Origin of the sequence: Arthrobacter ginsengisoli (genome assembly GCF_031456935.1) — a bacterium.
Classification (GTDB): domain Bacteria; phylum Actinomycetota; class Actinomycetes; order Actinomycetales; family Micrococcaceae; genus Arthrobacter; species Arthrobacter ginsengisoli.
Window position 1 is genome coordinate 143,445 of record NZ_JAVDVQ010000003.1, and the last position, 25,327, is coordinate 168,771.

Sequence of the window (25,327 nt, forward strand, 5' to 3'; positions counted from 1 at the left end):
CACCAGCCTGAACCAGGTTCCCTGTTCCGACGGGGCGGTCACTGACCGTCCCGCCGGGGCAGGGAACCTGAGCGTTTTGTCCGAAGTACCCAAGATCTGAAGGATCATGAAGTGACCACCTCCTCCCTGACCACGTCCCGGGGCGCAGGCCGCGCCGAAGACAAGGTCTTTTCCGCAGCCACCTTGGCCGCTGGATGCCTGATCCTGGCCGTGCTTTTCGGCGTGGCGCTCTTCCTCGTCATCCAGGCATTCCCCGCCCTCGTGGCCTCCCCGGACAAGATCCAGGGCGGCGAAGGCTTTTTCGCCTACATCTGGCCGATCGTCATTGGCACACTCATCGCGTCTCTCATCGCCCTCATCATCGCGACCCCGGTCGCGATCGGCGTCGCGCTGTTCATCTCGCACTTCGCGCCGCGCAAGCTTGCCTCCGGTCTGGGATACGTGGTCGATCTGCTCGCGGCGATCCCCTCCGTGGTCTACGGCGCCTGGGGCGCAGCTTTCCTGGCCAAGGAAATCTCGCCGGCCTACAAATGGCTGGCCGAAAACATGGGCTGGCTGCCGATTTTCCAGGGCCCGGCCTCGGCCACCGGCAAGACCATCCTGACTGCGGGAATCGTGCTGTCCGTCATGGTCCTGCCCATCATCACCTCGCTGACCCGGGAAATCTTCCTGCAGACCCCCAAGCTGCACGAAGAAGCCGCGCTGGCGCTCGGTGCCACCCGCTGGGAAATGATCCGGATGGCCGTCCTGCCCTTCGGCCGCCCCGGAATCATCAGTGCCGTCATGCTGGGCCTGGGCCGCGCCCTCGGCGAAACCATGGCAGTCGCGCTGGTGCTGTCCTCCGGCATACTGAACGCGAGCCTTATCCAGTCCGGCAACCAGACCATCGCCGCCGAAATCGCACTGAACTTCCCTGAGGCCGGCGGCCTGAAGGTGAACACGCTGATTGCCGCCGGCCTGGTCTTGTTCGTCATCACCCTCGGCGTGAACATGATCGCGCGCTGGATTATCAGCCGGCACAAAGAATTCTCGGGAGCCAACTAAATGACCACCACCCTGACCCCCGTCAAGAAGCGCTCCGCCCTCACCAAGGGCCAACTGCCGAAGTGGGCCCCCTATCTGGTTCTCGGCATCGCCCTGATCCTCGGCGCGGCCTTCATGGCCCTGATCGGCTTCAACGCCCTCGGCTGGGGTATCGTCGCCGCGATCCTCTTCGCCATCGGCCTCGTCGGCTGGAGCGCAGCCGTGGAAGGCTCACGCCGCGCCAAAGACAAACTGGCCACCTGCCTAGTGGTCGGCGCATTCCTCGTTGCACTGCTGCCGCTGGTCTCCGTGATCTGGACGGTCCTGGTCAACGGCCTGCCGGGGCTCCTGGACCCCGGTTTCCTGACCACCTCGATGAACGGCGTCACCGGCGCCTTTGACAACAAGACCGTCGAGGAAGGTGCCCCGGTGCTCGGCGGCATCTTCCACGCCCTTATCGGCACACTGCTGATCTCGCTGGTCGCGACCGTGATCTCGGTGCCGGTGGGCCTGCTGACCGCGATCTACCTGGTGGAGTACGGCAACGACCGGCCGCTTGCCCGCGCCATCACCTTCTTCGTTGACGTTATGACCGGCATACCCTCGATCGTGGCCGGCCTGTTTGCTGCAGCGTTCTTCTTCGCCGTCGTCGGACCGGGCACCAAGACCGGTGCCGTCGCCGCCGTCGCGCTTTCCGTGCTGATGATCCCCGTGGTGGTCCGTTCCAGCGAGGAAATGCTCAAGATCGTTCCGAACGAACTTCGCGAAGCGGCCTACGCCCTGGGCGTCCGCAAGTGGCGGACCATCCTCAAGGTGGTCATCCCCACGGCGGTCTCCGGCATTGCGTCGGGTGTCACCCTCGCGATCGCCCGGGTGATCGGCGAAACAGCCCCGATCCTTGTCACCGCGGGCTTCGCCACCTCGATCAATTACAACGTATTCAGCGGCTGGATGGCATCGCTTCCCACGTTCATCTACACGCAGATCCTCAACCCCACCTCGCCGTCGAACCCGGATCCGTCCTCCCAGCGCGCCTGGGGAGCCGCGCTGGTGCTCATCATCCTGGTGATGCTGCTCAACCTTGGCGCCCGCCTTATTGCGCGCATGTTCGCCCCCAAAACCGGCCGCTAGCCAGCGCTGGCGACCCAACTCTTCAGTCCGTACCTCCAGCAAGTGAAGGAACATCATGTCTAAGCGCATCGACGTCAAAGACTTGAACGTCTACTACAGCAAATTCCTGGCCGTCGAAGACGTCAACATCAACATCGAGCCCAAGTCCGTCACCGCCTTCATCGGGCCTTCCGGGTGCGGCAAGTCCACCTTCCTGCGCACCCTGAACCGCATGCATGAGGTGATTCCCGGCGCCCGCGTCGAAGGCGAAGTGCTGCTCGACGGCGACAACCTGTACGGCCCCGGCGTGGATCCGGTCACCGTCCGCTCTCAGATCGGCATGGTTTTCCAGCGGCCCAACCCGTTCCCCACGATGTCCATCCGCGACAACGTGCTGGCCGGCGTGAAGCTGAACAACCAGAAGATCTCCAAGGGTGAGGCCGACGTGCTGGTGGAACGTTCCCTGCAGGGAGCCAACCTCTGGAACGAGGTCAAGGACCGGCTGAACAAGCCCGGATCCGGCCTGTCCGGCGGCCAGCAGCAGCGGCTCTGCATCGCCCGGGCAATCGCGGTCGAGCCGCAGGTGATCCTGATGGATGAGCCCTGCTCGGCCCTTGACCCGATCTCCACGCTCGCCATCGAGGACCTCATCAACGAGCTCAAGGATGACTACACCGTGGTGATCGTGACGCACAACATGCAGCAGGCCGCGCGGGTGTCGAACAAGACCGCCTTCTTCAACATTGCGGGCACCGGAAAGCCGGGCAAGCTGATCGAATACGGTGAGACCCACACGATCTTCAGCAACCCGACCGAGAAGGCCACTGAGGACTACGTCTCGGGTCGCTTCGGATAACCACCCCTCCTCATCGACTGCTCCGCAGGTGCCGTTTTCAGCCCTCAAAAGGGCACCTGCGGAGCAATCGATGGGGCCTTGGAGCTAAGAGAGCGCAGCGGCCCGCCCTACAGGCGCAGCGGCCCGCACGGCTGGCGTCCCGCGGGCCTAGAGCTCCGCGAGCGTTGACAATGACAGTGCCAGCACAAACGCCGCCGCCGAGGTGGCAATCGGCGTGAGTACCCAGAACATCAGGACCCGGATCACAACTTTGCGGTTGGTGGCGGGAAATTTCTGGTTGGCGCCGGAGCCCAGGACCGCCGAGGTGACGGCGTGTGTGGTGGAGATGGGCCAATGCAGCCCCACCGCGCCCACCAGCAGGATGGCCGAGCTGAACAGCTGGGCCACGGAGCCGCGCAGGGGATCCATCCGGATCAGCCGGTAGCCAATGGTGTACGAAATGCGCCAGCCCCCGGCCAGGGTCCCGGCGGCCAGCAGGACCGCGGTGAACACTGCCACCCAGACCGGCATCCCGCCGCCCGCCCACAGCCCGGAAGCCAGCAGCGCAAGGACCAGGACCGCGCTGGTCCGCTGGCCATCCTGCAGGCCGTGGGCGAAGGCAACGGTGCCCACCGCAACGCTCTGGGCGCGCCGCGCACGGCTGTTGACGACGTTCGGCGGTGTATACCGTGCAACCCAGGTCGCGGGCCAGACCAGCAGGTACGAGCCGGCGAAGGCAATCGCCGGCGAGAGCAGCAGCGGGAGCACCACCTGGAGGAGCAGGGACGTGTCAACGCCCCCGACGGCGCCCCCGCCAACCACTACGCTCGCGACCCCGGCGCCGGCCAGTCCGCCCACAAGGGCGTGCGTGGAGGACGACGGGATGCCCCGCCACCAGGTGTAGAGGCCCCACAGCACGGCACTGGCCAGTCCCGCAATCAGGATGCTCAGCCCGTTCCCGCCCTTGGGCAGCTGCACCCAGGCCTGGCTGACTGCAAAGGTCAGGGCGGCGCTCAACCCGGCACCCACGAAATTGAAAAAAGCGGCCAGCAGGACCGAGACAGTGGGCGTGAGCGCGCGGGTCCGGACGGCCAGTGCCACCGCCGCCGAAGCGTCCCTGAAGCCGTTCAGAAAGGCGAATGCCCCGGCGAGAATCACCACCAGGACAAACAGGAATATGATCACGTCACGATTCCTTGACGATGATGCTGCCCACCTGGGTCGCGATCCGGCGCATGTCCCTGGTGACCCCAACCAGCTGCTCGGCGATGTCACGATTGCGCGCGTACGGGGACCACTTCATCTCGGTGAGCATGTCCGCCACCCAGACCCGGTGGGATCGTTCTGCGCGCTTGGCGAGGCGGAGGACCTCGATCCAGTAGTCCTCGAGGTCGTCCAGGTTGTCCAGGTTCCGCATGGCGTCCACGGTCAGTTCGGCCTGCATGCTGATGATTTCCAGCTGGTCCGCGGCGCGTCTGGGCAGGCGGTCAAGCTTATAGAGGGTCACCAGCTCCGCGGCGGCATCGAGTTTTTCCATCGCCTCGTTAAGGAACCGGGAGAGGGCGTACATGTCCTCGCGGGGGAGCGGGTTCACGAAGGAGGTCCGCATATGGGTCAGCAGCGCGAAGTGCAGCTCGGCAGACTTCGCCTCATGGTTGTGCATGTCCTCGACCAGCCGGGCATTTTCACTGGCCGGTGCGCCGAGGATCTCCGAAAGCGTGCCTGTGGCGAGCACGATCTGGCTTGCCAGCTGGGCAAGGAGTTTCAGCCCGGCGGGCTCCTGGGGGAAAAGGCGCAGCTTCACGTGTGATTACCGGTCTTCGGGAGGGAGGTGCACGGGCGGTGCCTGCCGGACGTCTGAGGTGATGAAGACCGGCGCATGGCTATCACTTTACCGTCCGGCTTGGGAGCACCGGGACGGCGCCCCGGCGGCCCCGGATTATGACAGCGGCCCGGGAAACGCGGCCGCAAACGGGCATGAAAATGGTGCCGAACCGGATACGCCTCTCGGCGGTAGGCCGCTCTAGGCGGCTAGATGTTGAAGCCCGGGGGTTTCGCGGTTCGGCACCGCTTTTAGTTTTCTACGTGCTGGGGGACAAGTCAACATTGACAGTCCGCGGGCGGCGTGCGTGCCCGGCCCCCGGCGGGGTACGGAGGCCCTAGTCCAGCTCGCCCAGGCGCCACGCGTTGGCGGCGTGTTCGAGGTCCTCGGCGGTCTTGACCAGGAGGTGTGAGTTGCGGGTGAGCTTGCTCGCGTGGTTCTCATTGCTGTGCTCGGCGCCGTCGGCGAGGGTGGCCTGGCCCAGCGCCACCACCCGGCAGAACGCGGCGGAGCGTTCCAGCGCAACGTCGAACTCACCGTCGAACGCGCCCGAGAGGATGGCATCGGCCATCGACTTCATCTCGTCCGCGCCCGGCGGCTCTGCGGCGCCGGCCACCACGTGCGACACCTGGGCGGTGTCCTTGCCGGCCCTGAAATAGACGGAGATCCGCTCGGGATCCTGGATCGTGGCGGCGCGGATCGCATACAGGCGCCAAAGGGCTCCCGGGAGCGAGCGTGCCGGGCTCTCGGCCCACATTTCGGCGATGGCTTCCAGGCCCTGTTCATCGGCGAGCTTCACGAGCCGTTTGGTCACGACCGGGTCGTCGCTGTCGCGTCCGCGGCGTACGAGTGCCTGGGCGGCGAGATGGGCGGCCTCGGAGATGCGGGCAGGATCGGCCCCGCCCGCGAAGGGCTCAAAGTCAAGGGGGGCGAATTGCTTCGGCTTGTGGTGCCGGTGCGGTCCGGGGGCGCTGGATCCTGCTTGCTCGCTCATGCCACCACGCTACTCCTGTGCTGACGGGGAATCGAGCGGGGGCCCGCGCCGGCGGACGCGTTGCCGGAACGCTGCAGGGCGGGTCCAGGCCAACGCCGGGGCCGCGGCCCCGGCGTGCGAGGACGGCATCCGGGCCGCGTGCTAAAACCACCGCCGGTCTGGGGTACAGTATTAAACGTCCAGAAATGGACTGGGCTGATCGGCCTTGAAGCAGTGGATTTATCCGCCGTTTCAGGGCATTCGGCTGGGGCCTTTAGCTCAGTTGGTAGAGCATCGGACTTTTAATCCGTGGGTCGTGGGTTCGATCCCCACAGGGCCCACTCTTTATCAAAGAGTGGAAGAACCCCCGGCCCCCTGCACTGGCAGGGGGCCGGGGGTTCTTGCGTTTAAACCGAAGGGTCCAGAACGTGGCGCCAGGGTCCTTCCCGGAGTCGGCGACATGGCTATGGACTTCGCGCACGATCCGGCTAACGCTGATAACCCCGGGTCTCTTCTTCCCCCGCCGCGGCCAAGAAAGCCACGAAATTCCCAATAATCAGCTCAGCTAGGCTTGCCGGATGAACGCACACAACCGCTCAGGCTCCGGGTATTGGTATGGACCCGACGACGGGCCCGACCCGCCCGGCGCCGTCCTGCAGGCCCTCCGTGAGTACCGCGACGTGGAAGTCACCCGGCGGCGCTCCACGAGGGATTCGATGGGGATGGGGGAGACGGACCTGCTGGCACTGAGGTACCTGCTGCGCGCCCAGGCCGGCGGTGAGCGGGTCGGCCCCAAGGACCTGAGTCGCGTGCTGGGGATACCCCCGCCTCCACCACCACGTTGCTCGACCGGCTGGTGAGCAGCGGCCATGTCCGCCGCGAGCCCCACCCACGGACCGTCGCTCGCTGGTGATCGTTCCGACCGTGGCTGCGGATGCGGAGGTCCGCGCCACGCTGGGTGACATGCACCGCCGGATGATGGCCGTCGCGGAGGACCTCAGCGCCGCGGAGGCGTGGACCGTGGTCAGTTTCCTGCGCCGGATGGGTGAAGCCGTCGCGGATCCTCGCGCGGGGAACTAGCAGGCGTTCGCAGCCAGCGTCCGGGCCGCCACGTTCCCAGTGGAGCGGAGCGACCCACTCAGGGTGCCTGGTTGCCGGCTGGGGCGAACCCGATCACTGCCCGGTTTCGTCCTGCCGCCTTCGCGACATACAGGGCCTGGTCCGCCTCCCGGAGGAGACGGGGCAGCCCCGCGTTCCGGCCGCGTGCGTCGACCACACCGAAGCTCGCCGTCGGCGCACCCACTCCATCGGGCAGGGAGCTGTGTTCGGCCAGTGCGGCGTTGATCCGGTCGGCGATCCGGACGCCTTCTTCGGCGTCGACGCCGTCGAGCAGCAGCGCAAATTCCTCGCCGCCGTAGCGGCCCACCAGATCACCGTCCCGCAGGGCTGAGCGGCAGGCCTCAGCGAACGCCCGGATGACACCGTCGCCCGCGTCATGACCGAAGCGGTCGTTGATGGCTTTGAAGCGGTCCAGGTCCGCCATCACAATGGCGGCGCCGCCGCCGGCAGCGAGTGTGGCCCGGAGTCGGCGCTGGGCCTGGTGCATGAACTCCCCGCGGTTCAGCAGCCCGGTAAGCCCGTCTCTCGAGGCCAACTCCTGCAGGTCTTCGGTGCGGCGGGTGTGGTTCAGCGAGGTGATGCTGGACGACACGACCACCAACAGGACCATGGCCATCAGCAGGGTCACGCCGGTGCCGAAGAGCACCTGGAACAGCGGATCCTCCGGGCCGAGCAGGGCCAGCCCCGCCATTCGGCTCAGGTAGTAGACGGCGCAGCCGGCCGTTGCGAAGGCGAGGGACCGGACAAGATGCCAGGACTCCGCCCGCACGCGCCACAGCTCAATGGAGGCAAGACCTATCGCCGTTCCCATCAGCGCCAGCAGGACAATGCTGCCGAACCGGGCGTTGTCCGAATAGCGGACGGTTGCGTCAATGGCCACGGCCGCCGTCGCCGGGACCGCCAACAGCCCGGGCCGGACCCGCCGGCTGGCCAGCGACCTGGTTCCGGCCCAGACGCAACCGGAGCCAAGCACCATTACGCCGTTTCCCAGGCTGGGCGCCCAGGCTACGTCCTGGACCTCGCCCAGGAAGTAGAAAACGGCGGCCAGGAAGAAGGTTGCGACAGCGCCGCACCACCAGCCGGCAAAGGGGGCTCGGTTCTTGCGGTAGGTGTCGAAGTAGAAAAGGACCAGCATCGTCAGCGTCATCACGGCGAAGACCACCATGAGCGTTGACCGGTCGAGCAGCACCATAATTGATGAATCCCAGCTGCCGGAGCGGCCCTCCCCAGGACCGCCCGGCGTAGTTCCCCGCCGGATCGGGCCCCGGCCGGGACCAGTCTCCCAGAACTGGCCCGGCTGCCCAACGCGGCGCGCGATGTTGGGCGCAAGTGGGGGTCCCCGGGCCCCAGTTTGGGGTGCAAGATGGTGCCATGGATGCCGTCGACGCCCTCAATGAGATTGCCTTCTGGCTGGAACGTGAGCTTGCCCCGACGTTCAAGATCCAGGCGTTCCGGAAGGCTGCCGGAATCATCGACGGCCTGGAGCCGCCGGAACTGGCGGCACGGGTCCGGGACGGACGGCTCAAGCGGACCAAAGGGATCGGCGACCGGACATTCCAGGTCATCAGGGAGGCGCTCGACGGCGACGTGCCGGAGTACCTCAGCGGACTGCGCAGCCGGGGGTCCCGGCCGCTGGTGCCGGGTGGGCATGGCCTGCTGGCCTCGCTCCGCGGCGACCTGCACAGCCACAGCGACTGGTCCGACGGCGGGTCCCCAATCAGTGCCATGGTGGACGCCGCCAGACTGCTCGGCCGCGAATACCTCGCGCTGACCGATCATTCCCCCAACCTCAAGATCGCCAACGGGCTCAGTGCCGCGCGGCTGGCGGATCAACTCGGCGTCGTCGCCGAAATCAATGCCGACGCCGACGGGTTCCGCCTGCTGCGCGGCATCGAGGTCGACATCCTCGAGGACGGCACCCTGGACCAGGCACCGGAGATGCTGGACCGGCTGGACATCGTGGTCGCCAGCGTGCATTCGAAGCTGCGCTCGGACAGGGGCACCATGACGCGCCGGATGCTCGGCGCAATCGCGGACCCGCACACGAACGTGCTCGGCCACTGCACGGGCCGCCTCGTTCAAGGGGGCCGGGGCACGCGTCCGCCGTCGGACTTTGACGCCAAGGAGGTCTTCGCCGCCTGCGCGGAACACAACGTCGCCGTCGAAATCAATTCCCGGCCGGAACGCCAGGACCCGCCGGGCGCCCTGATCGAGCTGGCCCTCGACGCCGGCTGCCTCTTCAGCATCGACAGCGATGCCCATGCCCCGGGCCAGCTCGATTTCCTGCAGTACGGCGCCGAGCGAGCGGAACGCAACGGCGTGCCGGCGGAACGGATCGTCACGACCTGGTCCCTGGTCCGTCTGCTGGAGTGGGCCGCACCAGGGCGCTGACGGCCCGTCCGGTGCCCCCAGTCCCGCGGGACATGCCCACCTGCGGCGGGGAAGGCTGGGTAGAGTCCCGTTATGCCCGGTGCCCGGGGCGAGGAAAGGGCATGTCCCCCGGCCGGGGTTGCCGCCGCGTCATCCTGGCATTTCGATAGCATGGGGTTTTGCGGTACTGAACGCGGGGAGGGAGGTCCTGGCATGACGGCCCGAGCTGCGCCCGCAACCTCCGTCATCCGCAGGCTTCGGGCGGCCGGCTGTGTCTTCGCCGAGGAGGAGGCCTTGCTGCTGGCCGCCGCGGCCACCACGACGGACCAGCTGGATGCTCTCGTGGAACTGCGGGTGTCCGGACTGCCGCTCGAGCACATCCTGGGCTGGGCGGAGTTTTGCGGACTCCGGATCGAAGTGACTACGGGAGTCTTTGTGCCCCGCCGCCGGACCGAATTCCTCGTCCGGCAGGCCGCACGGCTCCTCGGTGGATTCCGTTGCACCGCCCCGGTGCCCGTCGTCGTCGACCTCTGCTGCGGGTCAGGGGCGGTCGGAACCGCGCTCGCGGCGCTGGCCGGCCCCCTGGAGCTCCACGCCTCCGACGTCGACCCCGCCGCGGTGCAGTGCGCGGGCCGCAACATCGTGCCACTCGGCGGTTCGGTCCACGAAGGGGACTTGTACGAAGCGCTTCCGGGGCGGCTGCGCGGTCAGGTCGACATCCTCGCCGTCAACGCCCCCTATGTTCCCTCGGCAGAAATCGACACCATGCCGCAGGAAGCCCGCCTCCACGAGCCGCGGGTTTCGCTTGACGGCGGCGCAGACGGGCTTCACGTGCAGCGGAGGGTGGCCGCCGCGGCGCGGGAATGGCTGGCCCCGGGCGGCTCCCTGCTGATCGAGACGAGCCGGCGGCAGGCACCGCGGACCGCCGAACTGTTCATCCGCAACGGCCTCACGGCCCGGGTGGCCAGCTCCGGGGAACTGGACGCCACGGTTGTCATCGGAACCGCGGGCAGTGCGGAAGTGCCGGAAACAGGCCCGGTGTAGCTAGGAAACCTTGTCGGGATCGACGTTGGTTGCAGGTCCGGCCGGGGTGGCCCCGCCTTCGTCGGACCAGTCCTGGCCCTGCTGATCGTTCAGCGCCGGGTCGGACTCGACGTCGGATGCGGTGGACGCAGCGGAGGTGCCAAGGTTCACGGTCTCCGGGTGCGTGCTGTGCGCGGGGATTCCGGCACTGCCGGCAGCCGCGGTGCCATTGCCCGGCTGGCCGTCGGCTGTCCCATGGCCCATGGTTCCGGTGGGGGAGTTGCCGCGGTGGACGGCGGAGCTGATTACCGTTCCGGCACGCCGGGCCGCCTCGCCAAGCTGCTCCGACACTTCGGGTGCCTTTTCCTTCACGGCCCCGGCAGCCGCTGAGACCTTGTCCTGGACCGGCTGGCTTTCCCAAAGTGCCGCCGCGCGTGCCTTGAGCTTCTCGTAGGCTGCCCGCCCGGAACGCGACCCGAAAACGTAGCCGGCGGCCATGCCGGCTCCGAAAAGAAGTTTGCCTTTCATGCTGTACTCCTGCTCATTGGTAGTGCCGAAAAATGCGGGTGGTCACAAGAACGCGGTGACCCGATTGCCAAAAAACCGGCCCCGGGAAATCCCGGGACCGGTTTCGGCCGCGTCAGCCTTAGCGGACTGAACGCTTGGTGATCATGCCGTAAACCAGCAGGACGATGACCGCACCGCCGATGGCCAGCAGCCAGGTGGAGATATCGAAGAACTGTTCGAGACCCACCCCGAAGAGGGCGCTGCCAATAAAGCCACCCAGGAGGGCGCCAACGACGCCAAGGATCAGCGTGATGAAGATGCCGCCGCCCTGCTTGCCCGGAAGGATTGCCTTAGCAATCGCGCCGGCGATAAGACCCAGAAGCAGAAATCCGAGAAAACCCATTTTGTTGTTCCTTCTTCTTTCATTAAGGAGACACCCGGGTTGCCGGGTGCGCTTCATCCTTCTGACTCAATACTAATCATGCTTAGTATAAAAGAGCTAGTCAGGAGCTGGAAAGCATTCCGTGCGGCGGCTCCTTTCGGCCCGTCCGGGCCGGTCTGCTGCAGCTGGTTCGCTGGTCCTCTGATTGTCCGGAGTGCGCGGCCGGTCCGCGCCGTCCGTCACCACGCGCCGTCCGTCACCACGCGTAGTCCTCCGGCGCTGGCCGGTGTCCCGGGAAGATTTCGTCGAGCCGCTCGAGCGCGCCGGGGTCGAGTGCCAGGTCCACCGCGCGGAGGGCCGCGTCGAGCTGGGCCTGGGTGCGGGGGCCCACAATCGGGGCGGTCACGGCCGGCTGGTGCAGGAGCCAGGCCAGGGCGACGTCCCCGGGTTCCCGGACCAGTTCGTCGGCGAAATCCTCGTACCGGCGGATCTGTTCCTGGTGCTTCTTGAGGGTCTCCAGGGCGCGGCCCTCGGCACGCCGCACGCCGTCGCGCCCCTTCTTCAGCACGCCGCCCAGCAGGCCACCGTGCAGCGGCGACCAGGGGATCAGCCCCAGGCCGTACTGCTGCGCGGCAGGAATCACCTCCAGTTCCACGTTGCGGGTCAGTAGGTTGTAGATGGACTGCTCACTGACCAGACCGTTGCTGTGGCGGCGGGCTGCGGCCTCCTGCGCCTGGGCGATGTGCCAGCCTGCGAAGTTGCTGCTGCCCGAGTACAGAATCTTGCCCTGCTGGACCGCGACGTCAATCGCCTGCCAGATCTCCTCCCACGGGGTCTTCCGGTCCACGTGGTGGAACTGGTAGAGATCGATGTAGTCCGTCTGCAGCCGCTTCAGGCTCGCGTCCAGGGCGCGTCGGATATTCAGCGCGGACAGCCTTGACTCGTTCGGCCGGTCCGACATGGAGCCATAGAGCTTCGTCGCCAGCACGGTCCGGTCGCGTCGCCCGCCGCCGGTGGCGAACCAGCGGCCGATGATTTCCTCGGTCCGGCCCCGGTGGCCGGTGCCGCCGTAGACGTTCGCGGTGTCGAAGAAATTGATGCCGGAGTCCAGCGCTGAGTCCATGATCGAGTGGGCGTCTGCCTCCCCGGTCTGCGGGCCGAAGTTCATGGTTCCAAGGCAGAGCCGGGAGACTTTCAGGCCGGAGCGGCCGAGTTGCGTGTACTGCACGCGCGGGGTCCTTCCCGGGGTGGCGGAACGTGCGGACCCGGACACACATTGGCGCCGGCGCACTGACGCCGGCGGACCTCCGGGTGACCGGGACTGAAGCCGCCCGGGTGCGTGCCCGGGCGGCTTGCGCGGAGCCTAGCGTTCCAGCCGGAAACCGAGCTTGATGGTGACCTGCCAATCGGCCACCTCGCCATTTTCGAGGTGTCCGCGGACTTCCTTGACTTCAAACCAATCGAGGTTCCGCAGGGTCTTTGCGGCCTCCGCGATGCCGTTGCGGACGGCGGCATCAATGCCTTCGCTCGACGTTCCGACAATTTCGGAAATGCTGTAAGTGTGATTAGACAACTTCGCTCCTCGTGATCGCCATCGATGCCCGGCTGTGGGCCGTTCCTGCAGATTAGCGGACAGATCGCAGCGGGACTAGGGGCGTGAGGCGGCGTCTCAGGATCCGTAGACCGGCCCCGGTTCGGGACGCTTGGGCGTCAGCGGCGCGGCATCTGACCGCTTCCGGACGCGGCTGACCATCCAGGGAAGCAGGTAGTTCGTGAACCAGGCGATGTCTCCGGCCTTGCTGTCCCGCCAGCTTCCGGCGGGCATGGGCTTGGGTTCCAGCGGGCTCAACGTATGGGGAACGCTCAGGGATTCCAGCACCATGGCCGCGATGGTGTGGTGCCCCATCGGGGAGAAGTGCAGGCGGTCGGGGTCCCACATGCGCGGGTCCGAGAGTTGCCGCAGGGCCCAGAGATCAGCGATGACATTGCGATGCCGCGCGGCGATGGTCCGGATGTTCTCGTTGAAGACGGCGACCCTTCCCCGGTTATGGCCCAGCACCGGCGTGTCGCCCCAGTCGGGGCCGGTGAACAAGACGATCGTGGCGCCGGTGGCACTGAGCATGCCCACCGCGGCGTCGAGAGTGGCGGCCAGCCGGTCAGGATCGCTCCGGTGGAAGACAAGGTCGTTTCCGCCGGCCGAGAGCGTGACCAGGTCCGGCTTCAGCGTGATGGCGGGGCCAAGCTGCCGGTCGATAATCTGGCGCAGGACGAGGCCGCTGACGGCCAGGTTGGCGTAGCGGAAATCCGGCCTGCCGTCGCTGAGCTCCTCGGCGATACGGTCCGCCCAGCCTCTCATGCCCCCCGGGCTCCGCGGCTCCGGGTCCCCCAGGCCCGCCGTGAATGAATCCCCCATCGCGACGTAGCGGCTCCAGGGTCCGGAATTTGGTTCCACATCCCGGCGCAGGCCCCGCCCCGCGGCGGGGTCATTGGTGCCGGACCGCCCGGCGCCAGGATCTACGAAACCGGCGGCGTTCACATCCCCAGCATTACGCCGAATATTCGCGTTCCACTAGGTACTTAGGTCCCTAGGTACTTTGGTCCCTGGCAGGGCAGTCCCGGCACCGCCGGCAGGGAGAGCCCGGGGCAGCGGAAGGGCCTGCGGCCATACGTCACCGGCTGGTTCCCATACGTAGGGGGGTATATCATCGAGGCTAGATATGGTACCGACCGGAGGAACACATGGAACTCGATCCCGCCGACATGAAGCCCGTCATCAATCGGCTCCGCCGCGCCCAGGGACAGCTTGCCGCCGTGACCCGGATGATCGAAGAGGGCCGCGACTGCAAGAGCGTGGTGACCCAGCTGGCGGCTGTTTCCAGCGCGCTGGACAAGGCCGGATTCTCGATCATCGCGACCGGCCTGCAGCAGTGCCTGCAGCAGGAGGACCCGAGCCTGGACCTGGCGGAACTCGAGAAGCTTTTCCTCTCGCTCGCCTGAGCCGCATCAGGCGCGCACCTGAGCCGCGCCTCAGCCGGTCCGCCACCGCTCAGGCCGGGCGGTCCGCCAGGACATAGGCCTTGAGATCATCCAGGGTCTGCTGCATGTGTGCGTCCATGGCATCCCGTGCCCGGTGCGGATCCCGCGTGGAGAGCGCCTCCACAATCTGTTGGTGGTGGCCGATCGCATGCGCCTGGATTTCGCGCACCTCGGACGTCTGGGTCCGCCGCTTTTCCAGCACCCGGTGCAGCGGGGCGAACAGGACGGCCACGAAAACATTCTCCGCCGCGCGCAGGATCAGATCGTGGAACGCGAGATCCGCTGCCACAAACGCGGCAACATCATGCGCGTCATGCGCCGCGCGCATCAATTCCAGTTGCCCGGCTAGGGCTGTGAGGTCGGAGTCGCTGATCCGGCCGGCCGCCAGCTCGCATGCGCCGGTCTCCAGCATCCGGCGCAACTCGATCAGCTGAACGGCGGCTGCCGCGTCGTCCTCCCCCTCCGAGGCGGCCCGGAGGACGGCCTCGAGGGAGGCCCAGCGGCTCAGCGGGTTTACAAAGGTGCCGCGGCCGCGCTCCACACTGAGGATCTGCTGGGCTTCGAGGGTCTTCATCGCCTCCCGGACCGTCATGCGGCTCACCTCATGGCGGGCGCTCAGCTCAAGCTCGCCGGGGACTGATGCCCCGGGCGGGAATTCGCCGGCAATGATGCGGTCCAGCAGTTCGTCTGCCACTACTCCGACGAGCGATTTCCTAGCCAATTTTCCCCATTCGCCGTCGCCGAGTTGCCTGATTGACAAGTCTACTTGCGCCGCTTTGTGCCGTATGCCACACTAGCATTCAAATGTTAGATGTCAGACATCTTACAAATCTAGTCCGCAGCAGAGTTACCTTCCCACAATGGAGTGCAAGTGCCCTTTGAATCAGAGCTTTTCGAAGCAGACATGCTGGCCCCCTTCCCGGCGGAGGTCCGGATTCCCGCCCGGACTGTCGCCGCGGCCCTTGAGGCCACCGCTAAGGCGTCCCCCCGGATCCTGGTGGTGCTCGACGACGATCCGACGGGCACGCAGTCCGTCGCGGACCTGCCGGTCCTCACCCGCTGGGACGTCGCCGACTTCACCTGGGCGTTCACCCACCGCATCAACGGCCGGCGCCAGGACGCCGTCTACGTCCTGACCAACACGCGGAGCCTGGACCCCGCCGAGGCTGCCGTCCGCAACGAAGAGGTGGTCCGGAACGCCCTCGCCGCGGCGGCCCTCGAAAGCGGGCTGCGGCTGGGCTTCGTCAGCCGCAGCGACTCCACCCTCCGCGGCCACTACCCGCTGGAACCGGACACGATTGCGGCGACCGTCGCCGCGGTCAGCGGCGAGGCGACGGACGGCGTCGTCATCGTCCCCGCCTTCCCCGACGCCGGCCGCGTCACCATCGGCGGCGTGCATTTCATGCGCGGCACCGGCGAGGACGCGGGCAAGCTCACCCCGGTGGCTGAGACCGAATTCGCCAAGGACGCGAGCTTCGGCTTTGCCAACTCCGAGCTGGCCAAGTACGTCGAAGAGAAGTCCGGCGGCCGCTTCCCGGCGGTGTCGGTGATTGTGCTGGACCTTGCCATCGTCCGCGCCGGCGGCCCGGACAATGACCCCCGGATCTCGGCCGTGGCCATCGCGGACGCCATCGATTCCGCCACGGACTCCACTCCGATTGTGGCCGACATCGTCACCGAAAACGACCTCCGGGCCCTGGCGTTGGGCCTGGAGGAAGCCGAACGCCGCGGCAAGAAACTGCTCTACCGTGTTGGTCCGCCGTTTGTCCGGGGCCGCATCGGCCAGGCGATCCGTACCGAGCTCAGCGGCGCAGAGGCCTACGCGGGCAACACCCCCTCCGACGCCGGCGGACTGATTGTGGTCGGCTCGCACGTCGGCGTCACCACCCGCCAGCTTAAAGCCCTCGTCGAACAGCACAGCGCCGCGCGGATCGTGGAAATCGACGTCGAAAAGTTGCTTGGCGGCAACGCCGACGGCTACCTGGACGAAATCGTGGCGGCTGTCGTGGAGTCCCTGCGCAGCGCCGACGTCATCCTGCACACCAGCCGGCTGCTCATCAAGACGGACGACGCCGCCGAGAGCCTGCGGATCGCCCGGACCGTTTCCGCCGCCGTCGTCGCCGTCGTGAACCGGACGCTGAAGACCTTCCCGCCGCGCTTTGTCATCGCCAAGGGGGGCATCACGTCCTCGGACGTCGCCGCCCACGGCCTGGAAATCCGGCATGCGATCGTCCGCGGCCCCATGCTGCCGGGCATCGTCAGCCTGTGGGACCCGGTGGACGGACCCGCCAAGGGCATCCCGTACATCGTCTTCGCCGGAAACGTCGGTGACGACCAGTCCCTGGTCCAGGTCACCCGCAAGCTCAGCAACACCTTCTGATCCTCCCACCTGCCCACTGCCCCCTCATTTCAACGGAGAAAACCATGAACTACAAAGTCACCGTCCTCGGCCTGGGCGCCATGGGACTGCCCATGGCCGCGCGGCTGGCAACCCAGCTGACCGTCCACGGCTTCGATATTGCCGAGCCGCGCCTTAAGCTGGCCGAAGCGGCCGGCGTCCGCACCTTCGCCTCCGCCCGCGAAGCCTCGGAAGGCGCCGACGCCCTGCTGCTGGCAGTGCGAAACGGCGAGCAGCTCAACGATGTCCTCTTCGGCGAAAATGGCGTGGCCGCCGTGCTCAAGCCCGGCTCCGTCGTGATCCTGGGCAGCACCGTGGGCACCGAGGCGATCCCGGCCACGGTCGCGCGGCTGGCCGAATACGGCGTCGAGCTGGTGGATGCCCCGCTTTCCGGTGGTCCCAAGCGGGCCGGCGAAGGCGACCTGCTGATCGTGGTGGGCGCATCGCCCGAAGCGCAGGAAAAGGCCCGCCCGGCCCTTGAACTGCTGGCCTCCACCCTGACCGTGGTGGGGGACAAACCCGGCGACGGACAGGCCCTCAAGACCGTTAACCAGCTGCTCTGTGGGATCCACATCGCCGCCGCGGCCGAGGCGATGGCCCTCGCGGATGCCCTCGGCCTGGACCAGGCCAAGACCCTCGCGGCACTGGAAGCCGGCGCCGCCGGTTCGTTCATGCTGTCCAACCGCGGCCCGCGCATCCTGGAGGCCTACACCGAAAACGGCGCCGAGGTCCTCAGCCGCCTCGACATCTTCGTCAAGGACATGGGCATCGTCGGCAAGGCCACCCGCGCCGCCGGCCTCGCCGCTCCGGTGGCCGCCGCGGCCGAACAGCTGTACCTCCTCGGCCAGGCGCAGGGGCTCGCCGCCGCCGATGATTCCGCTGTCATCAAAGTCCTCGCACCCACCAGGCGCACCGCCTAAACGCCCCTCGGCTTCCCCACCCCTGCTTTTACGACTTATATTCCTGTCAAAGGAGACACCCCACGATGACCCCCTTGCTCAATTCCCTGATGGTGAGCGCTGCAGACGCGCCCGTCATCAAGCCTGCCGTGGAACTGGGAACTCCGCTGCTGCTGACCATCGCCGTTGCCGGCGTCGCCCTGCTGCTGCTGATGATTATCCGCTTCAAGATCCAGGCGTTTGTGGCGCTGCTGACCGTCAGCATCCTGGTGGCCGTGGCCGCCCAGATCCCGCTCAAGGACGTTTTCACCGTGGTGGCCGCCGGGGTGGGAGGCACGATGGGCAAGGTCGCGCTCCTGATTGCGCTCGGCGCCATCCTGGGCCGGATGATCGAGGTCTCCGGCGGCGTGCAGTCCCTCGCCGACCACTTCACCGCGAAGCTCGGCGCCAAGCGCGTCGCCGTCGCGCTCACCGCGGTCGGCTTCCTGGTCGCGATTCCGGTGTTCTTCGAAGTCGGCATCATCGTCCTGGTGCCGGTCGTCTACGCCTTCGCCAAGATCGCCAACGTCCACCCGGTGAAGTTCGGCCTGCCCATGGCCGGCATCATGCTGGCCATCCACGTGGCCGTGCCCCCGCACCCGGGCATCGTCGCCGGCGCCGGCGTGCTCGGCGCCGACATCGGACTGATCGCCCTGATCTCGCTGACGATCTGCGTGCCGCTTGGCTTCCTGTCCTACTGGGTCGCGGCCATCATGAACCGGAAGAACTACGAGCTGCTGCCGGCCGTCAAGAAGCAGGTGGACGAGTTCGGCTCCGGAACCGTGGTCCGCGTTGGTCACGAAGGCCCGGGCAGCAAAGCTATGGCTCCGCCGCGGCCCGGACTGATCATCTCCCTCATCGCCACCCCGATCGCGCTGATCCTCCTTGGCACGGTCGGCACCCTCGTGATCGACAAGAACGACTTCTGGTTCGGCGTGGCCGCCTTCGTGGGCAATCCGGTTTTCGCGCTCCTCGTGGCCGTTGCGCTCTCCTTCTTCCTCCTCGCCGTCCGCCGCCAGTGGTCGCTCGTGGAAACCGGCGAGATCTTCGAAGGCGCCCTGCCCCCGATCGCCTCCATCCTCCTGGTTGTTGCGGCCGGCGGCGTCTTCGGCAGCGTCCTGCAGGTAAGCGGCATCGGCAAGGCGCTCTCCGAATCACTCGACACCCTCGGCGTGCCCTTGTTGCTGCTTGGCTTCATCATCTCCCTCGCCCTCCGCGCCGCCCAAGGCTCGGCCACCGTCGCGATCGTCACGACGGCCGGCCTGCTCTCCGCCGCCGTTGCCGGCGGCGGCTACTCGCCGGCGCAGATCGCCGTGATCGTGATCGCCATCGGCTTCGGCGCCCTCGGCCTGTCGCACGTGACCGACGCCGGCTTCTGGGTGGTTGTGCGGTACTACGGCCTGACTGTCGCCGACGGACTCAGGACCTGGACCGTGCTGACCACCGTGCTGGGACTGGCCGGCTTCGCGCTGACGTTCGTGGCCTGGATCCTGGTGGGAGGCCTGGGCGCCTGATGCGTACCCGACTCGACACCCTGGTCAGTGCCGCCCTGCAGCAGGGCTCGGCAGTCCCGGCGTTCACCTGCTACGACTTCACCACCGCCCTCGCCGTGGTGCGGGCTGCGGAGGATGCCGGCCGCGGCGCCATCCTGCTGGTCGCGCCGAAGTCCGCTGCCACGCCGAACGGGCTCCGCCTGATCGCGGCGCTGCGCGGCCTCGCCGACGGGGCCGGCGTTCCGGTTGCCGTGCAGCTCGACCATGCGTCCGATCTCCGGCTGATCGCCGACGCCGTTGCCGCCGGGGCCGACTCCGTCTTGGTGGACGGATCGTCGCTGGAATACGAGGACAACATCGCCCTGGTCCGGGCGGCCCGCGCCGTGCTGGACGGCGCCGGCGCCGCGGAGACCGTCATCGAGGCGGAACTCGGCGGCCTGGCCGGGGACGAGGACAGGGCCTTCGAGCCGGGCGCCGCAGGCAGCGTCCCGGCAGCCGGGCCGACCGGATTCACCGATTCCGCCCAGGTGGAGGATTTCGTGGCCCGCACCGGAGCCCAACTGCTGGCCGTTGCCGTGGGCAACGTCCACGGCAAGTACCAGGGCGCGCCGGAGCTGCGCTGGGACGTACTGCAGGATATCGCCGTACGGACCCGTGTTCCCCTGGTGCTGCACGGTGCCTCGGGAATCCCCGCCGCGGAGCTCGTCAAGGCCGCCGCCATGAATGTGGGCAAGGTCAATTTCAACACCGAGCTGCGCACGGGCGTTCTGGAGACCCTCGAGGCACGCACGACGGCACACCGGAGGGACGGTGAAAACCTTCAGGGTTTGCTGGCCGAATGGGACACCGCAGCCGGGACTTTCGCGGCCACGGCGCTGGCCACCCTTTTGCGCTGAGCCACTCACGGGCACGACGCCGTTGCCCGCCGTTGTGCCCGGAGCGCCGGGGCTGCTGGCCGGCCGGGCAGGACAGGCTTTCCCGGCCAGGATTGGTGGCCCGGCGCAGAAGACAGGACTGACGGCACTGGTCGCCGGCCCGGACAAGGCCGACAATGGAGCAACACAACAGCATTCACACTCCAGACCAAAGAGTGTGCCGGAAGGTCTTGAAGAGGCCCAATGGTTCAACGGCAGCGCAGGCAGGCGGTGCGGCCTGACCGCGACCTGGTGATCGATCTCGCCAGGTTCTTCTGCCTTGTGCTCGTGGTGGTGGCGCACACGATGATGGTGAGCCCGGTGCTGCAGCCGGACGGAACCGTGACCTCGGAGAACACCCTCGGCAACCAGCGCTGGTTCGAACCAGTGGTCTGGGTCCTGCAGGTCATGCCGCTGTTTTTCGTTGCCGGGGGCATCACCGGCCTGCAGTCCTGGCGTCGGCTCCGCGCCCGGGGCGGCAGCGCCTTCGACTACATGCAGGCGCGGATGCTGCGGCTCATCCGCCCGGCGGCTGTGCTGCTCGCGATCATGTTCAGCGGGCTCTGGGCGGCGCGGCTCGCCGGGGTGGACCCGCAGGTCATCCAGCTGCTGGCTTCCGGAGCCGGCATGCCGCTGTGGTTCCTCGCCGCCTATCTTGCGGCGCAGTTGAACCTGCCGCTGCTGGCCCGGCTGCACACCCGGGCGCCCTGGCTGACCCTGGCGACTCTGACTGCGCTGGTAGTGGCGGTGGACTGCTTCCGGGGCGCCATGCCGGCTCTGGCGTACCTCAACATGGTCTTCCTGTGGTGTGCCGTGCAGCAGCTCGGCTTCTTCCTCGCCGACGGGGGACCGGTGGCCCCCGGGCGCCCCGCGCTGGCGGCGATCATCCTGGGCAGCAACCTTGTTCTGGGCCTGCTCGTGTGGCTGGGGCTGTATTCCGGGAACATGCTGGTGAACCTCAATCCGCCCAACCTGACCCTGCTGCTGCTCGGAGTCTCGCAGGCCGCTGCCCTGCAGTTCCTGCGGCCGCTGCTGGCGGGCCTGGGGTCCCTCGCGTGGGTGCAGGGTCTCCTTGGGGTGGCCGGGCGGTGCTCGATGACCGTCTACCTCTGGCACCTGCCGCTGCTCGCTGCGTTGTGCGGGTTGTTGCTGCTGATCGGTTTTCCGCAGCCTGCGGGGGGAACCGCGGCCTGGTGGTGGGGGCGGCCCCTCGTGCTCCTGGGGTTGATCGGCCTGCTGCTGCCTGTGCTGGCCCTCTTCGGCCGGCTCGAACAACGTCCGACGGCGCCCGCTGCTGCCCGGTCCCGTCCGGCGGCCGCGGTGGTGACAGCCGTCGTCGTCGTCTATGTCCCGGTGGCGGACGCAGCACTCAACGGGCTTACGTTCGGACTGCTCGGCGGGGGAGCGGCGTGTTTCGTGCTCGCTGTCCTGCTGCTGGGGCGGATCCCGGCCCGGTTCGTGACTGATGCGGGCTCCGGCGGATCGGGCCCGCCATTGCCACGCCCGCCTTTAAGTGCCAATGTCGAACCATGACGGAGAACTCTGCAGCCACTGAAGACACGTTCAGCCCGGACGTTTCCACCACCCGCAATGATGAGCTGCACCGCTACGAACTCCACGTCGGCGACAAGCTTGCCGTCCAGATCCGCTTTATTGACGAGCCCGGCCATGTGGATTTCATCCACACTGACACGGCGGAGCAATTCCAGGGCCAGGGGCTGGGCAAGGTGCTCGCGCACTTCGCGCTCGATGATGTGGTGGCGTCCGGCAAGAGGATCATTCCGAACTGCCCCTTTATGTACCGATATCTGCGCAAGCACGACGCCTACACCCAGTACATCGACTGGCCGGAGCAGCCGCCGGCCGGAGCCTGAACCGGTCTCCGCACGGACCGGACGGGCGCAACGGCGGGCAGGCTTGTGACCGGGGCGACAACCTCGTAAAGTTTTAGCAGAGTTATGCAGTTGGCTCTTGGACGTGTCGCTTTGGAGAACCCCGTGAACCATAAACTGCGTGTGCTTGTCCGTGTGGACGTCGATCCCGGACACGTGACCCTCGAAGTAACCGGCTGCCTCACCCAACCAGACTTCCCCTCGCTGCTGCACATCATGCGGCGGGCAGGCCGCCTTGGTGCCGGCACGGGTGTCACCATCGACCTTCACGGTTCGTCCCATCTGGACCCGGAGGTCCTCCTGCAGCTGAGGTCGATCGCCGCTGCCAGCGTGGCTGCCGCAGTGCCGGACTCCGGGGCTGCAGGGGCCGAACCGTTCCGGGTCACCCTGGCGGAACCCGCGGAGCTGCCGATCTGCCTGCTGCACGTGGGCTCCGACGGCGCCGTGCTGGCAGGCCTCGACGGGCAGCTCCCGGCAGTCCCGCCGCTTGACGTTTCCTCAGACGGCCCCGCCGATGATTTCTCGGACGGCTCCGCCGGACCTCCCGCCAGGGACGGTTGGGCGAAACTGGACGACGCCGGCGGCCCGCTCCCCGACGGGCCCGAATTCTTCGAAGGTACCCTTGACCCGGCCGCCACCGTCCGGGCGTTGTCCGACACCGCATTGTGCCAGTTGGCCGACGCCCTGTACCGGCACCTCGACACCAGCAGCCCGTCCTTTGGCGCGCACACCTGGTACGAGCTGGCGACCGAGGAGCTGCAGAACCGCAAGCTGAGCGGCGCGGACGGACCCGCGGAAGGTGAACTGGCAGCCGGGCAAGCCATTGCCTGAGCAGGATGTGGCCGGGTTAGGCTGTCGCCATGACTGCAGTTGAAGTGACACCGGCAGGCACGGCCCTGGTCACCGGAGCAACGGCCGGCATCGGAGCGGAATTTGCCCGCCAGCTTGCCGAACAGGGGCACAGCGTCGTGCTGGTGGCCCGCGACGCCGACCGGTTGCAGGCGATGGCGGTGGATCTGGAGAACCGGTATGGCGTCAGGGCCGAGGTGCTCCCCGCTGATCTGGCGGACGACGCCGGCGTGGCGGCCGTCGTCGCCCGGCTCACGGATCCGGAGCGTCCGGTGGAAATCCTGGTCAATAACGCCGGGATGGGCCTGCTGCACTCTTTCGAGGAGAACGACATCGCGGAGGAATCCAGGCACCTCAAATTGCATGTCGAGACGGCCATGCAGTTGACCCATGCCGCACTGCAGGGCATGCTCCGCCGGCACTCCGGCAGGATCATCAATGTCGCCAGCGTGGCGGCGTTCCTTCCCCGGGGAAGCTACTCGGCGGCGAAAGCATGGCTTGTCAGCTTCAGCCGCGGGGCCAACCTCGCCTATGCCAAACAGGGCGTCAAGGTGACGGCAGTCTGCCCGGGGTTCACCCACACCGAGTTCCACGACCGGATGGGCATGGACAAAACGGCGACGCCGGGCTGGATGTGGCTGCAGGCCGAGCGTGTGGTGCGTGAAGGCCTCGCTGACAACGCAAAGGGCAAGTCCGTCTCCATCCCGACCAAGCGCTACAAGGTGCTGACCGCGGCCGCCCGCCTGCTGCCGGACAGACTCGTGGCCGGGCCGGCCCGCCGCGCGAAATAGCCGGACACACCGAAGGCCTGCCGTGCGTGTTTCCCCCAATGGATAAACACACACGACAGGCCTCAAAGGGGCGGGACGCAGCTACAGAATCCGGATTAGCCGGCCGGGGTCAGGACGACTCCAATAGGGGCTGCCAGAGGGCAAGCTCAGGCTTGGACTGGAACCCTTTCGGTGTCCCGGGACGCCGTCGAGCCGGCACCGGATTCGGCTGCAGTTTTGGCAAAGGGCATGTCCATTTCCACCAGGTCGATCAGCGGGTTCTCGTCCTGGGTCGCGACGATGGCCTTGGCCTCGGCCTGCGTGGCCACGCTGGGCATGGAACCCGGCAACGGGCGCTGGGCGGATTCCTTGAGGAAGTAGATCGCCACGGCACCGATCGCCGAGGTGGCCATCAGGTAGTAGGCCGGCATCATGTCATCTCCGGTGGCACCGATAAGGGCGGCGACGATAAACGGTGTGGTGCCGCCGAAGATGGCCACGGAGAAGTTGTACGCGATGCCCATGGCGCCGTAACGGCTCGCCGTCGGGAACTGCGCCGGCAGGGCAGAGGCGAGGTTGGCCACGTAGAAGGTCACCGGGAAGGCGATCATGCCCAGGCCCAGGAGAGTGGACCAGATTTCTCCGACGCCGATCAGCATGAACGCCGGGGCCGCGAGGACCACAGTGCTGAGCGCGCCGATCCACAACACGGGGCGGCGGCCGATCCGGTCGGAAAGCTTGCCGGTCAGCGGAATGCAGAGGCTCATGATGACAAGCACCGGGATGGTCAGCAGGGTTCCGTGCACCGGATCGTAGCCCTTGGACTCGGTAAGGTACGTCGGCATGTAGGACGTCAGGGCGTAGCCGGCGGTATTTGCCGCTGCCACCAGAATCATGGCGACGATAAGCGAACGCCAGTAGGCCTTGACGATGCCCACCGGGCCCTTCGACGCGGCAGCGTCGGAGGCGGTCGCATCCTTGGCGTTTTCCTCCTGGGCGTCCAGGGTGGCCTGGAACTGGGGGGATTCCTCGATCTTGTTGCGGAAGTAGACCGCGATCAGGCCCAGCGGGCCGGCAAGGAGGAAAGGCACGCGCCAGCCCCACTCCTCCATGGCGCTCTGGCCCAGACCCAGCTGCAGGGCGGAAACGAGCGCGGCACCGAGGGCGAAGCCGAGGTAACTGCCCATGTCCAGGAAGCTGGCGAAGAAGCCGCGGCGTTTGTCCGGGGAATATTCACTCACGAAAGTCGTGGCGCCGGCGTACTCGCCACCGGTGGAGAAGCCCTGAACGAGCTTGAGCAGGACCAGCAGGGCGGCGGCCCACATGCCGATCTGTGCGTAGCCGGGCAGCAGACCGACGGCGAACGTACTCGCAGCCATCAGCATCAGCGTCCAGGCGAGGACCTTCTGGCGGCCCACCTTGTCGCCGAGCCAGCCGAAGATGACACCACCCAGCGGGCGGGCAATGAACGTGGCGGCGAAGGTTCCGAGCAGGAACAGGGTCTGCACGGATTTGTCCGCCTCGGGCAGGAACACCGGTCCCATGGTCGTGATCAGGTAGCCGAACACGCCGACGTCGTACCATTCCATGGTGTTACCCACGATGGTGCCGCCGAGGGCTTTCTTAAGCATCGGTTTGTTGACGACGTTGACGTCGGACTCCTTGAGTCGACGGCGCGTCCGCAGCTTTGGTTTCCTCGCACCGTTGGGTGCAGCTTGGTAGGTTCCGCTGGCGTTCATCACGCCTGCTGAAGAGTCGGTCGTGCTTCGGTCTTTGGGCATTTGGGCCGCTCCTAGGGAGGTCATTTGCTTGCGACTTGTAGCTGCCCCGCTCTGGGCAGGCTTTCGATTTTACGCGATTTCTATGGTGTTTC

Annotated in this window: 25 protein-coding genes, 1 tRNA gene and 1 pseudogene; 16 read left to right on the forward strand and 11 right to left on the reverse strand. The window is 67.1% G+C overall.

Annotated features, from left to right (window positions below):
• The first annotated feature begins 111 nt into the window (after nucleotides 1-111).
• From pstC to pstB, 3 genes are read left to right on the forward strand one after another with little or no spacing between them, the layout of a single operon-like run.
• Entirely contained in the window at nucleotides 112-1,044 is a 933-nt protein-coding gene (pstC, locus tag J2X01_RS04910) for a phosphate ABC transporter permease subunit PstC (RefSeq protein ID WP_310051270.1), read from the forward strand.
• Nucleotides 1,045-2,154: a phosphate ABC transporter permease PstA gene (gene pstA / locus J2X01_RS04915; RefSeq protein WP_310051272.1), complete on the forward strand. Its 1,110-nt coding sequence runs from the start codon at nucleotides 1,045-1,047 to the stop codon at nucleotides 2,152-2,154.
• Between the two features lie 55 nt (nucleotides 2,155-2,209).
• A complete protein-coding gene (pstB, locus tag J2X01_RS04920) occupies nucleotides 2,210-2,989 on the forward strand; it encodes a phosphate ABC transporter ATP-binding protein PstB (RefSeq protein ID WP_310051274.1) in 780 nt (259 codons plus the stop codon).
• Nucleotides 2,990-3,136: 147 nt separating this feature from the next.
• Here pstB and J2X01_RS04925 read toward each other — a convergent pair whose 3' ends face one another.
• From J2X01_RS04925 to J2X01_RS04935, 3 genes are all read right to left on the reverse strand, one after another.
• Nucleotides 3,137-4,153, reverse strand: coding sequence for an inorganic phosphate transporter (locus J2X01_RS04925; protein WP_310051276.1), 1,017 nt, complete (start codon nucleotides 4,151-4,153; stop codon nucleotides 3,137-3,139).
• Between the two features lies 1 nt (nucleotide 4,154).
• The gene (locus J2X01_RS04930; protein ID WP_310051279.1) at nucleotides 4,155-4,772 is read right to left on the reverse strand and encodes a DUF47 domain-containing protein; all 618 of its coding nucleotides are present in this window, start codon (nucleotides 4,770-4,772) and stop codon (nucleotides 4,155-4,157) included.
• Between the two features lie 355 nt (nucleotides 4,773-5,127).
• Nucleotides 5,128-5,784, reverse strand: a complete 657-nt coding sequence (locus tag J2X01_RS04935) for a hypothetical protein (protein WP_310051282.1) — start codon at nucleotides 5,782-5,784, stop codon at nucleotides 5,128-5,130.
• 247 nt (nucleotides 5,785-6,031) lie between these two features.
• Between J2X01_RS04935 and J2X01_RS04940 the strand changes: the two genes are divergently transcribed.
• Nucleotides 6,032-6,104 (forward strand) — tRNA-Lys (locus J2X01_RS04940).
• 237 nt (nucleotides 6,105-6,341) lie between these two features.
• Nucleotides 6,342-6,843, forward strand: a pseudogene (locus J2X01_RS04945) (MarR family winged helix-turn-helix transcriptional regulator).
• 58 nt (nucleotides 6,844-6,901) lie between these two features.
• On the opposite strand, the gene J2X01_RS04950 reads toward J2X01_RS04945, so the two are convergent.
• Nucleotides 6,902-8,074, reverse strand: coding sequence for a GGDEF domain-containing protein (locus J2X01_RS04950; protein WP_310051284.1), 1,173 nt, complete (start codon nucleotides 8,072-8,074; stop codon nucleotides 6,902-6,904).
• Between the two features lie 179 nt (nucleotides 8,075-8,253).
• Here J2X01_RS04950 and J2X01_RS04955 point away from each other — a divergent pair, with 179 nt between their 5' ends.
• Both J2X01_RS04955 and J2X01_RS04960 read left to right on the forward strand, forming a co-directional pair.
• Nucleotides 8,254-9,273, forward strand: coding sequence for a PHP domain-containing protein (locus tag J2X01_RS04955; RefSeq protein ID WP_310051287.1), 1,020 nt, complete (start codon nucleotides 8,254-8,256; stop codon nucleotides 9,271-9,273).
• Between the two features lie 192 nt (nucleotides 9,274-9,465).
• Complete coding sequence (locus J2X01_RS04960) at nucleotides 9,466-10,296, forward strand: putative protein N(5)-glutamine methyltransferase (protein WP_310051289.1); 831 nt, start codon at nucleotides 9,466-9,468, stop codon at nucleotides 10,294-10,296.
• Here the strand turns inward: J2X01_RS04960 and J2X01_RS04965 are convergent, their stop codons facing one another.
• From J2X01_RS04965 to J2X01_RS04985, 5 genes are all read right to left on the reverse strand, one after another.
• Entirely contained in the window at nucleotides 10,297-10,803 is a 507-nt protein-coding gene (locus J2X01_RS04965) for a hypothetical protein (RefSeq protein WP_310051291.1), read from the reverse strand.
• A 118-nt stretch (nucleotides 10,804-10,921) separates the two neighbouring features.
• Nucleotides 10,922-11,185: a GlsB/YeaQ/YmgE family stress response membrane protein gene (locus J2X01_RS04970; protein ID WP_310051293.1), complete on the reverse strand. Its 264-nt coding sequence runs from the start codon at nucleotides 11,183-11,185 to the stop codon at nucleotides 10,922-10,924.
• 235 nt (nucleotides 11,186-11,420) lie between these two features.
• Nucleotides 11,421-12,392: an aldo/keto reductase gene (locus J2X01_RS04975; RefSeq protein ID WP_310051295.1), complete on the reverse strand. Its 972-nt coding sequence runs from the start codon at nucleotides 12,390-12,392 to the stop codon at nucleotides 11,421-11,423.
• A 135-nt stretch (nucleotides 12,393-12,527) separates the two neighbouring features.
• Entirely contained in the window at nucleotides 12,528-12,737 is a 210-nt protein-coding gene (locus J2X01_RS04980; protein WP_226759802.1) for a dodecin, read from the reverse strand.
• 96 nt (nucleotides 12,738-12,833) lie between these two features.
• A complete protein-coding gene (locus J2X01_RS04985; protein ID WP_310051667.1) occupies nucleotides 12,834-13,628 on the reverse strand; it encodes an SGNH/GDSL hydrolase family protein in 795 nt (264 codons plus the stop codon).
• A gap of 275 nt (nucleotides 13,629-13,903) precedes the next feature.
• Between J2X01_RS04985 and J2X01_RS04990 the strand changes: the two genes are divergently transcribed.
• Nucleotides 13,904-14,161, forward strand: a complete 258-nt coding sequence (locus J2X01_RS04990) for a metal-sensitive transcriptional regulator (RefSeq protein ID WP_310051298.1) — start codon at nucleotides 13,904-13,906, stop codon at nucleotides 14,159-14,161.
• A gap of 49 nt (nucleotides 14,162-14,210) precedes the next feature.
• Here J2X01_RS04990 and J2X01_RS04995 read toward each other — a convergent pair whose 3' ends face one another.
• Nucleotides 14,211-14,921: a FadR/GntR family transcriptional regulator gene (locus tag J2X01_RS04995; RefSeq protein ID WP_310051669.1), complete on the reverse strand. Its 711-nt coding sequence runs from the start codon at nucleotides 14,919-14,921 to the stop codon at nucleotides 14,211-14,213.
• Nucleotides 14,922-15,104: 183 nt separating this feature from the next.
• Between J2X01_RS04995 and J2X01_RS05000 the strand changes: the two genes are divergently transcribed.
• The 8 genes from J2X01_RS05000 (at nucleotide 15,105) to J2X01_RS05035 (ending at nucleotide 23,475) form a co-directional block, all read left to right on the forward strand.
• Entirely contained in the window at nucleotides 15,105-16,580 is a 1,476-nt protein-coding gene (locus J2X01_RS05000) for a four-carbon acid sugar kinase family protein (protein WP_310051673.1), read from the forward strand.
• A gap of 44 nt (nucleotides 16,581-16,624) precedes the next feature.
• On the forward strand, nucleotides 16,625-17,518 hold the full coding sequence (locus J2X01_RS05005) for an NAD(P)-dependent oxidoreductase (RefSeq protein ID WP_310051300.1): 894 nt from the start codon (nucleotides 16,625-16,627) through the stop codon (nucleotides 17,516-17,518).
• A 65-nt stretch (nucleotides 17,519-17,583) separates the two neighbouring features.
• A complete protein-coding gene (locus tag J2X01_RS05010; protein ID WP_310051302.1) occupies nucleotides 17,584-19,050 on the forward strand; it encodes a GntP family transporter in 1,467 nt (488 codons plus the stop codon).
• Nucleotides 19,050-19,925: a class II fructose-bisphosphate aldolase gene (locus tag J2X01_RS05015; RefSeq protein WP_310051305.1), complete on the forward strand. Its 876-nt coding sequence runs from the start codon at nucleotides 19,050-19,052 to the stop codon at nucleotides 19,923-19,925. Before J2X01_RS05010 ends, J2X01_RS05015 begins: the two co-directional genes overlap by 1 nt.
• A 222-nt stretch (nucleotides 19,926-20,147) precedes the next feature.
• On the forward strand, nucleotides 20,148-21,476 hold the full coding sequence (locus J2X01_RS05020) for an acyltransferase family protein (protein WP_310051306.1): 1,329 nt from the start codon (nucleotides 20,148-20,150) through the stop codon (nucleotides 21,474-21,476).
• Nucleotides 21,473-21,817 carry a GNAT family N-acetyltransferase gene (locus J2X01_RS05025; RefSeq protein WP_310051308.1) on the forward strand — a complete coding sequence of 115 codons (345 nt, stop codon included), beginning with the start codon at nucleotides 21,473-21,475 and terminating at the stop codon, nucleotides 21,815-21,817. Before J2X01_RS05020 ends, J2X01_RS05025 begins: the two co-directional genes overlap by 4 nt.
• 123 nt (nucleotides 21,818-21,940) lie before the next feature.
• Nucleotides 21,941-22,666 carry a hypothetical protein gene (locus J2X01_RS05030; protein ID WP_310051311.1) on the forward strand — a complete coding sequence of 242 codons (726 nt, stop codon included), beginning with the start codon at nucleotides 21,941-21,943 and terminating at the stop codon, nucleotides 22,664-22,666.
• Nucleotides 22,667-22,695: 29 nt separating this feature from the next.
• Nucleotides 22,696-23,475: an SDR family NAD(P)-dependent oxidoreductase gene (locus J2X01_RS05035; protein WP_310051314.1), complete on the forward strand. Its 780-nt coding sequence runs from the start codon at nucleotides 22,696-22,698 to the stop codon at nucleotides 23,473-23,475.
• A 146-nt stretch (nucleotides 23,476-23,621) separates the two neighbouring features.
• On the opposite strand, the gene J2X01_RS05040 is transcribed toward J2X01_RS05035, so the two are convergent.
• Nucleotides 23,622-25,235, reverse strand: a complete 1,614-nt coding sequence (locus J2X01_RS05040) for an MFS transporter (protein WP_310051316.1) — start codon at nucleotides 25,233-25,235, stop codon at nucleotides 23,622-23,624.
• Nucleotides 25,236-25,327 lie beyond the last annotated feature (92 nt).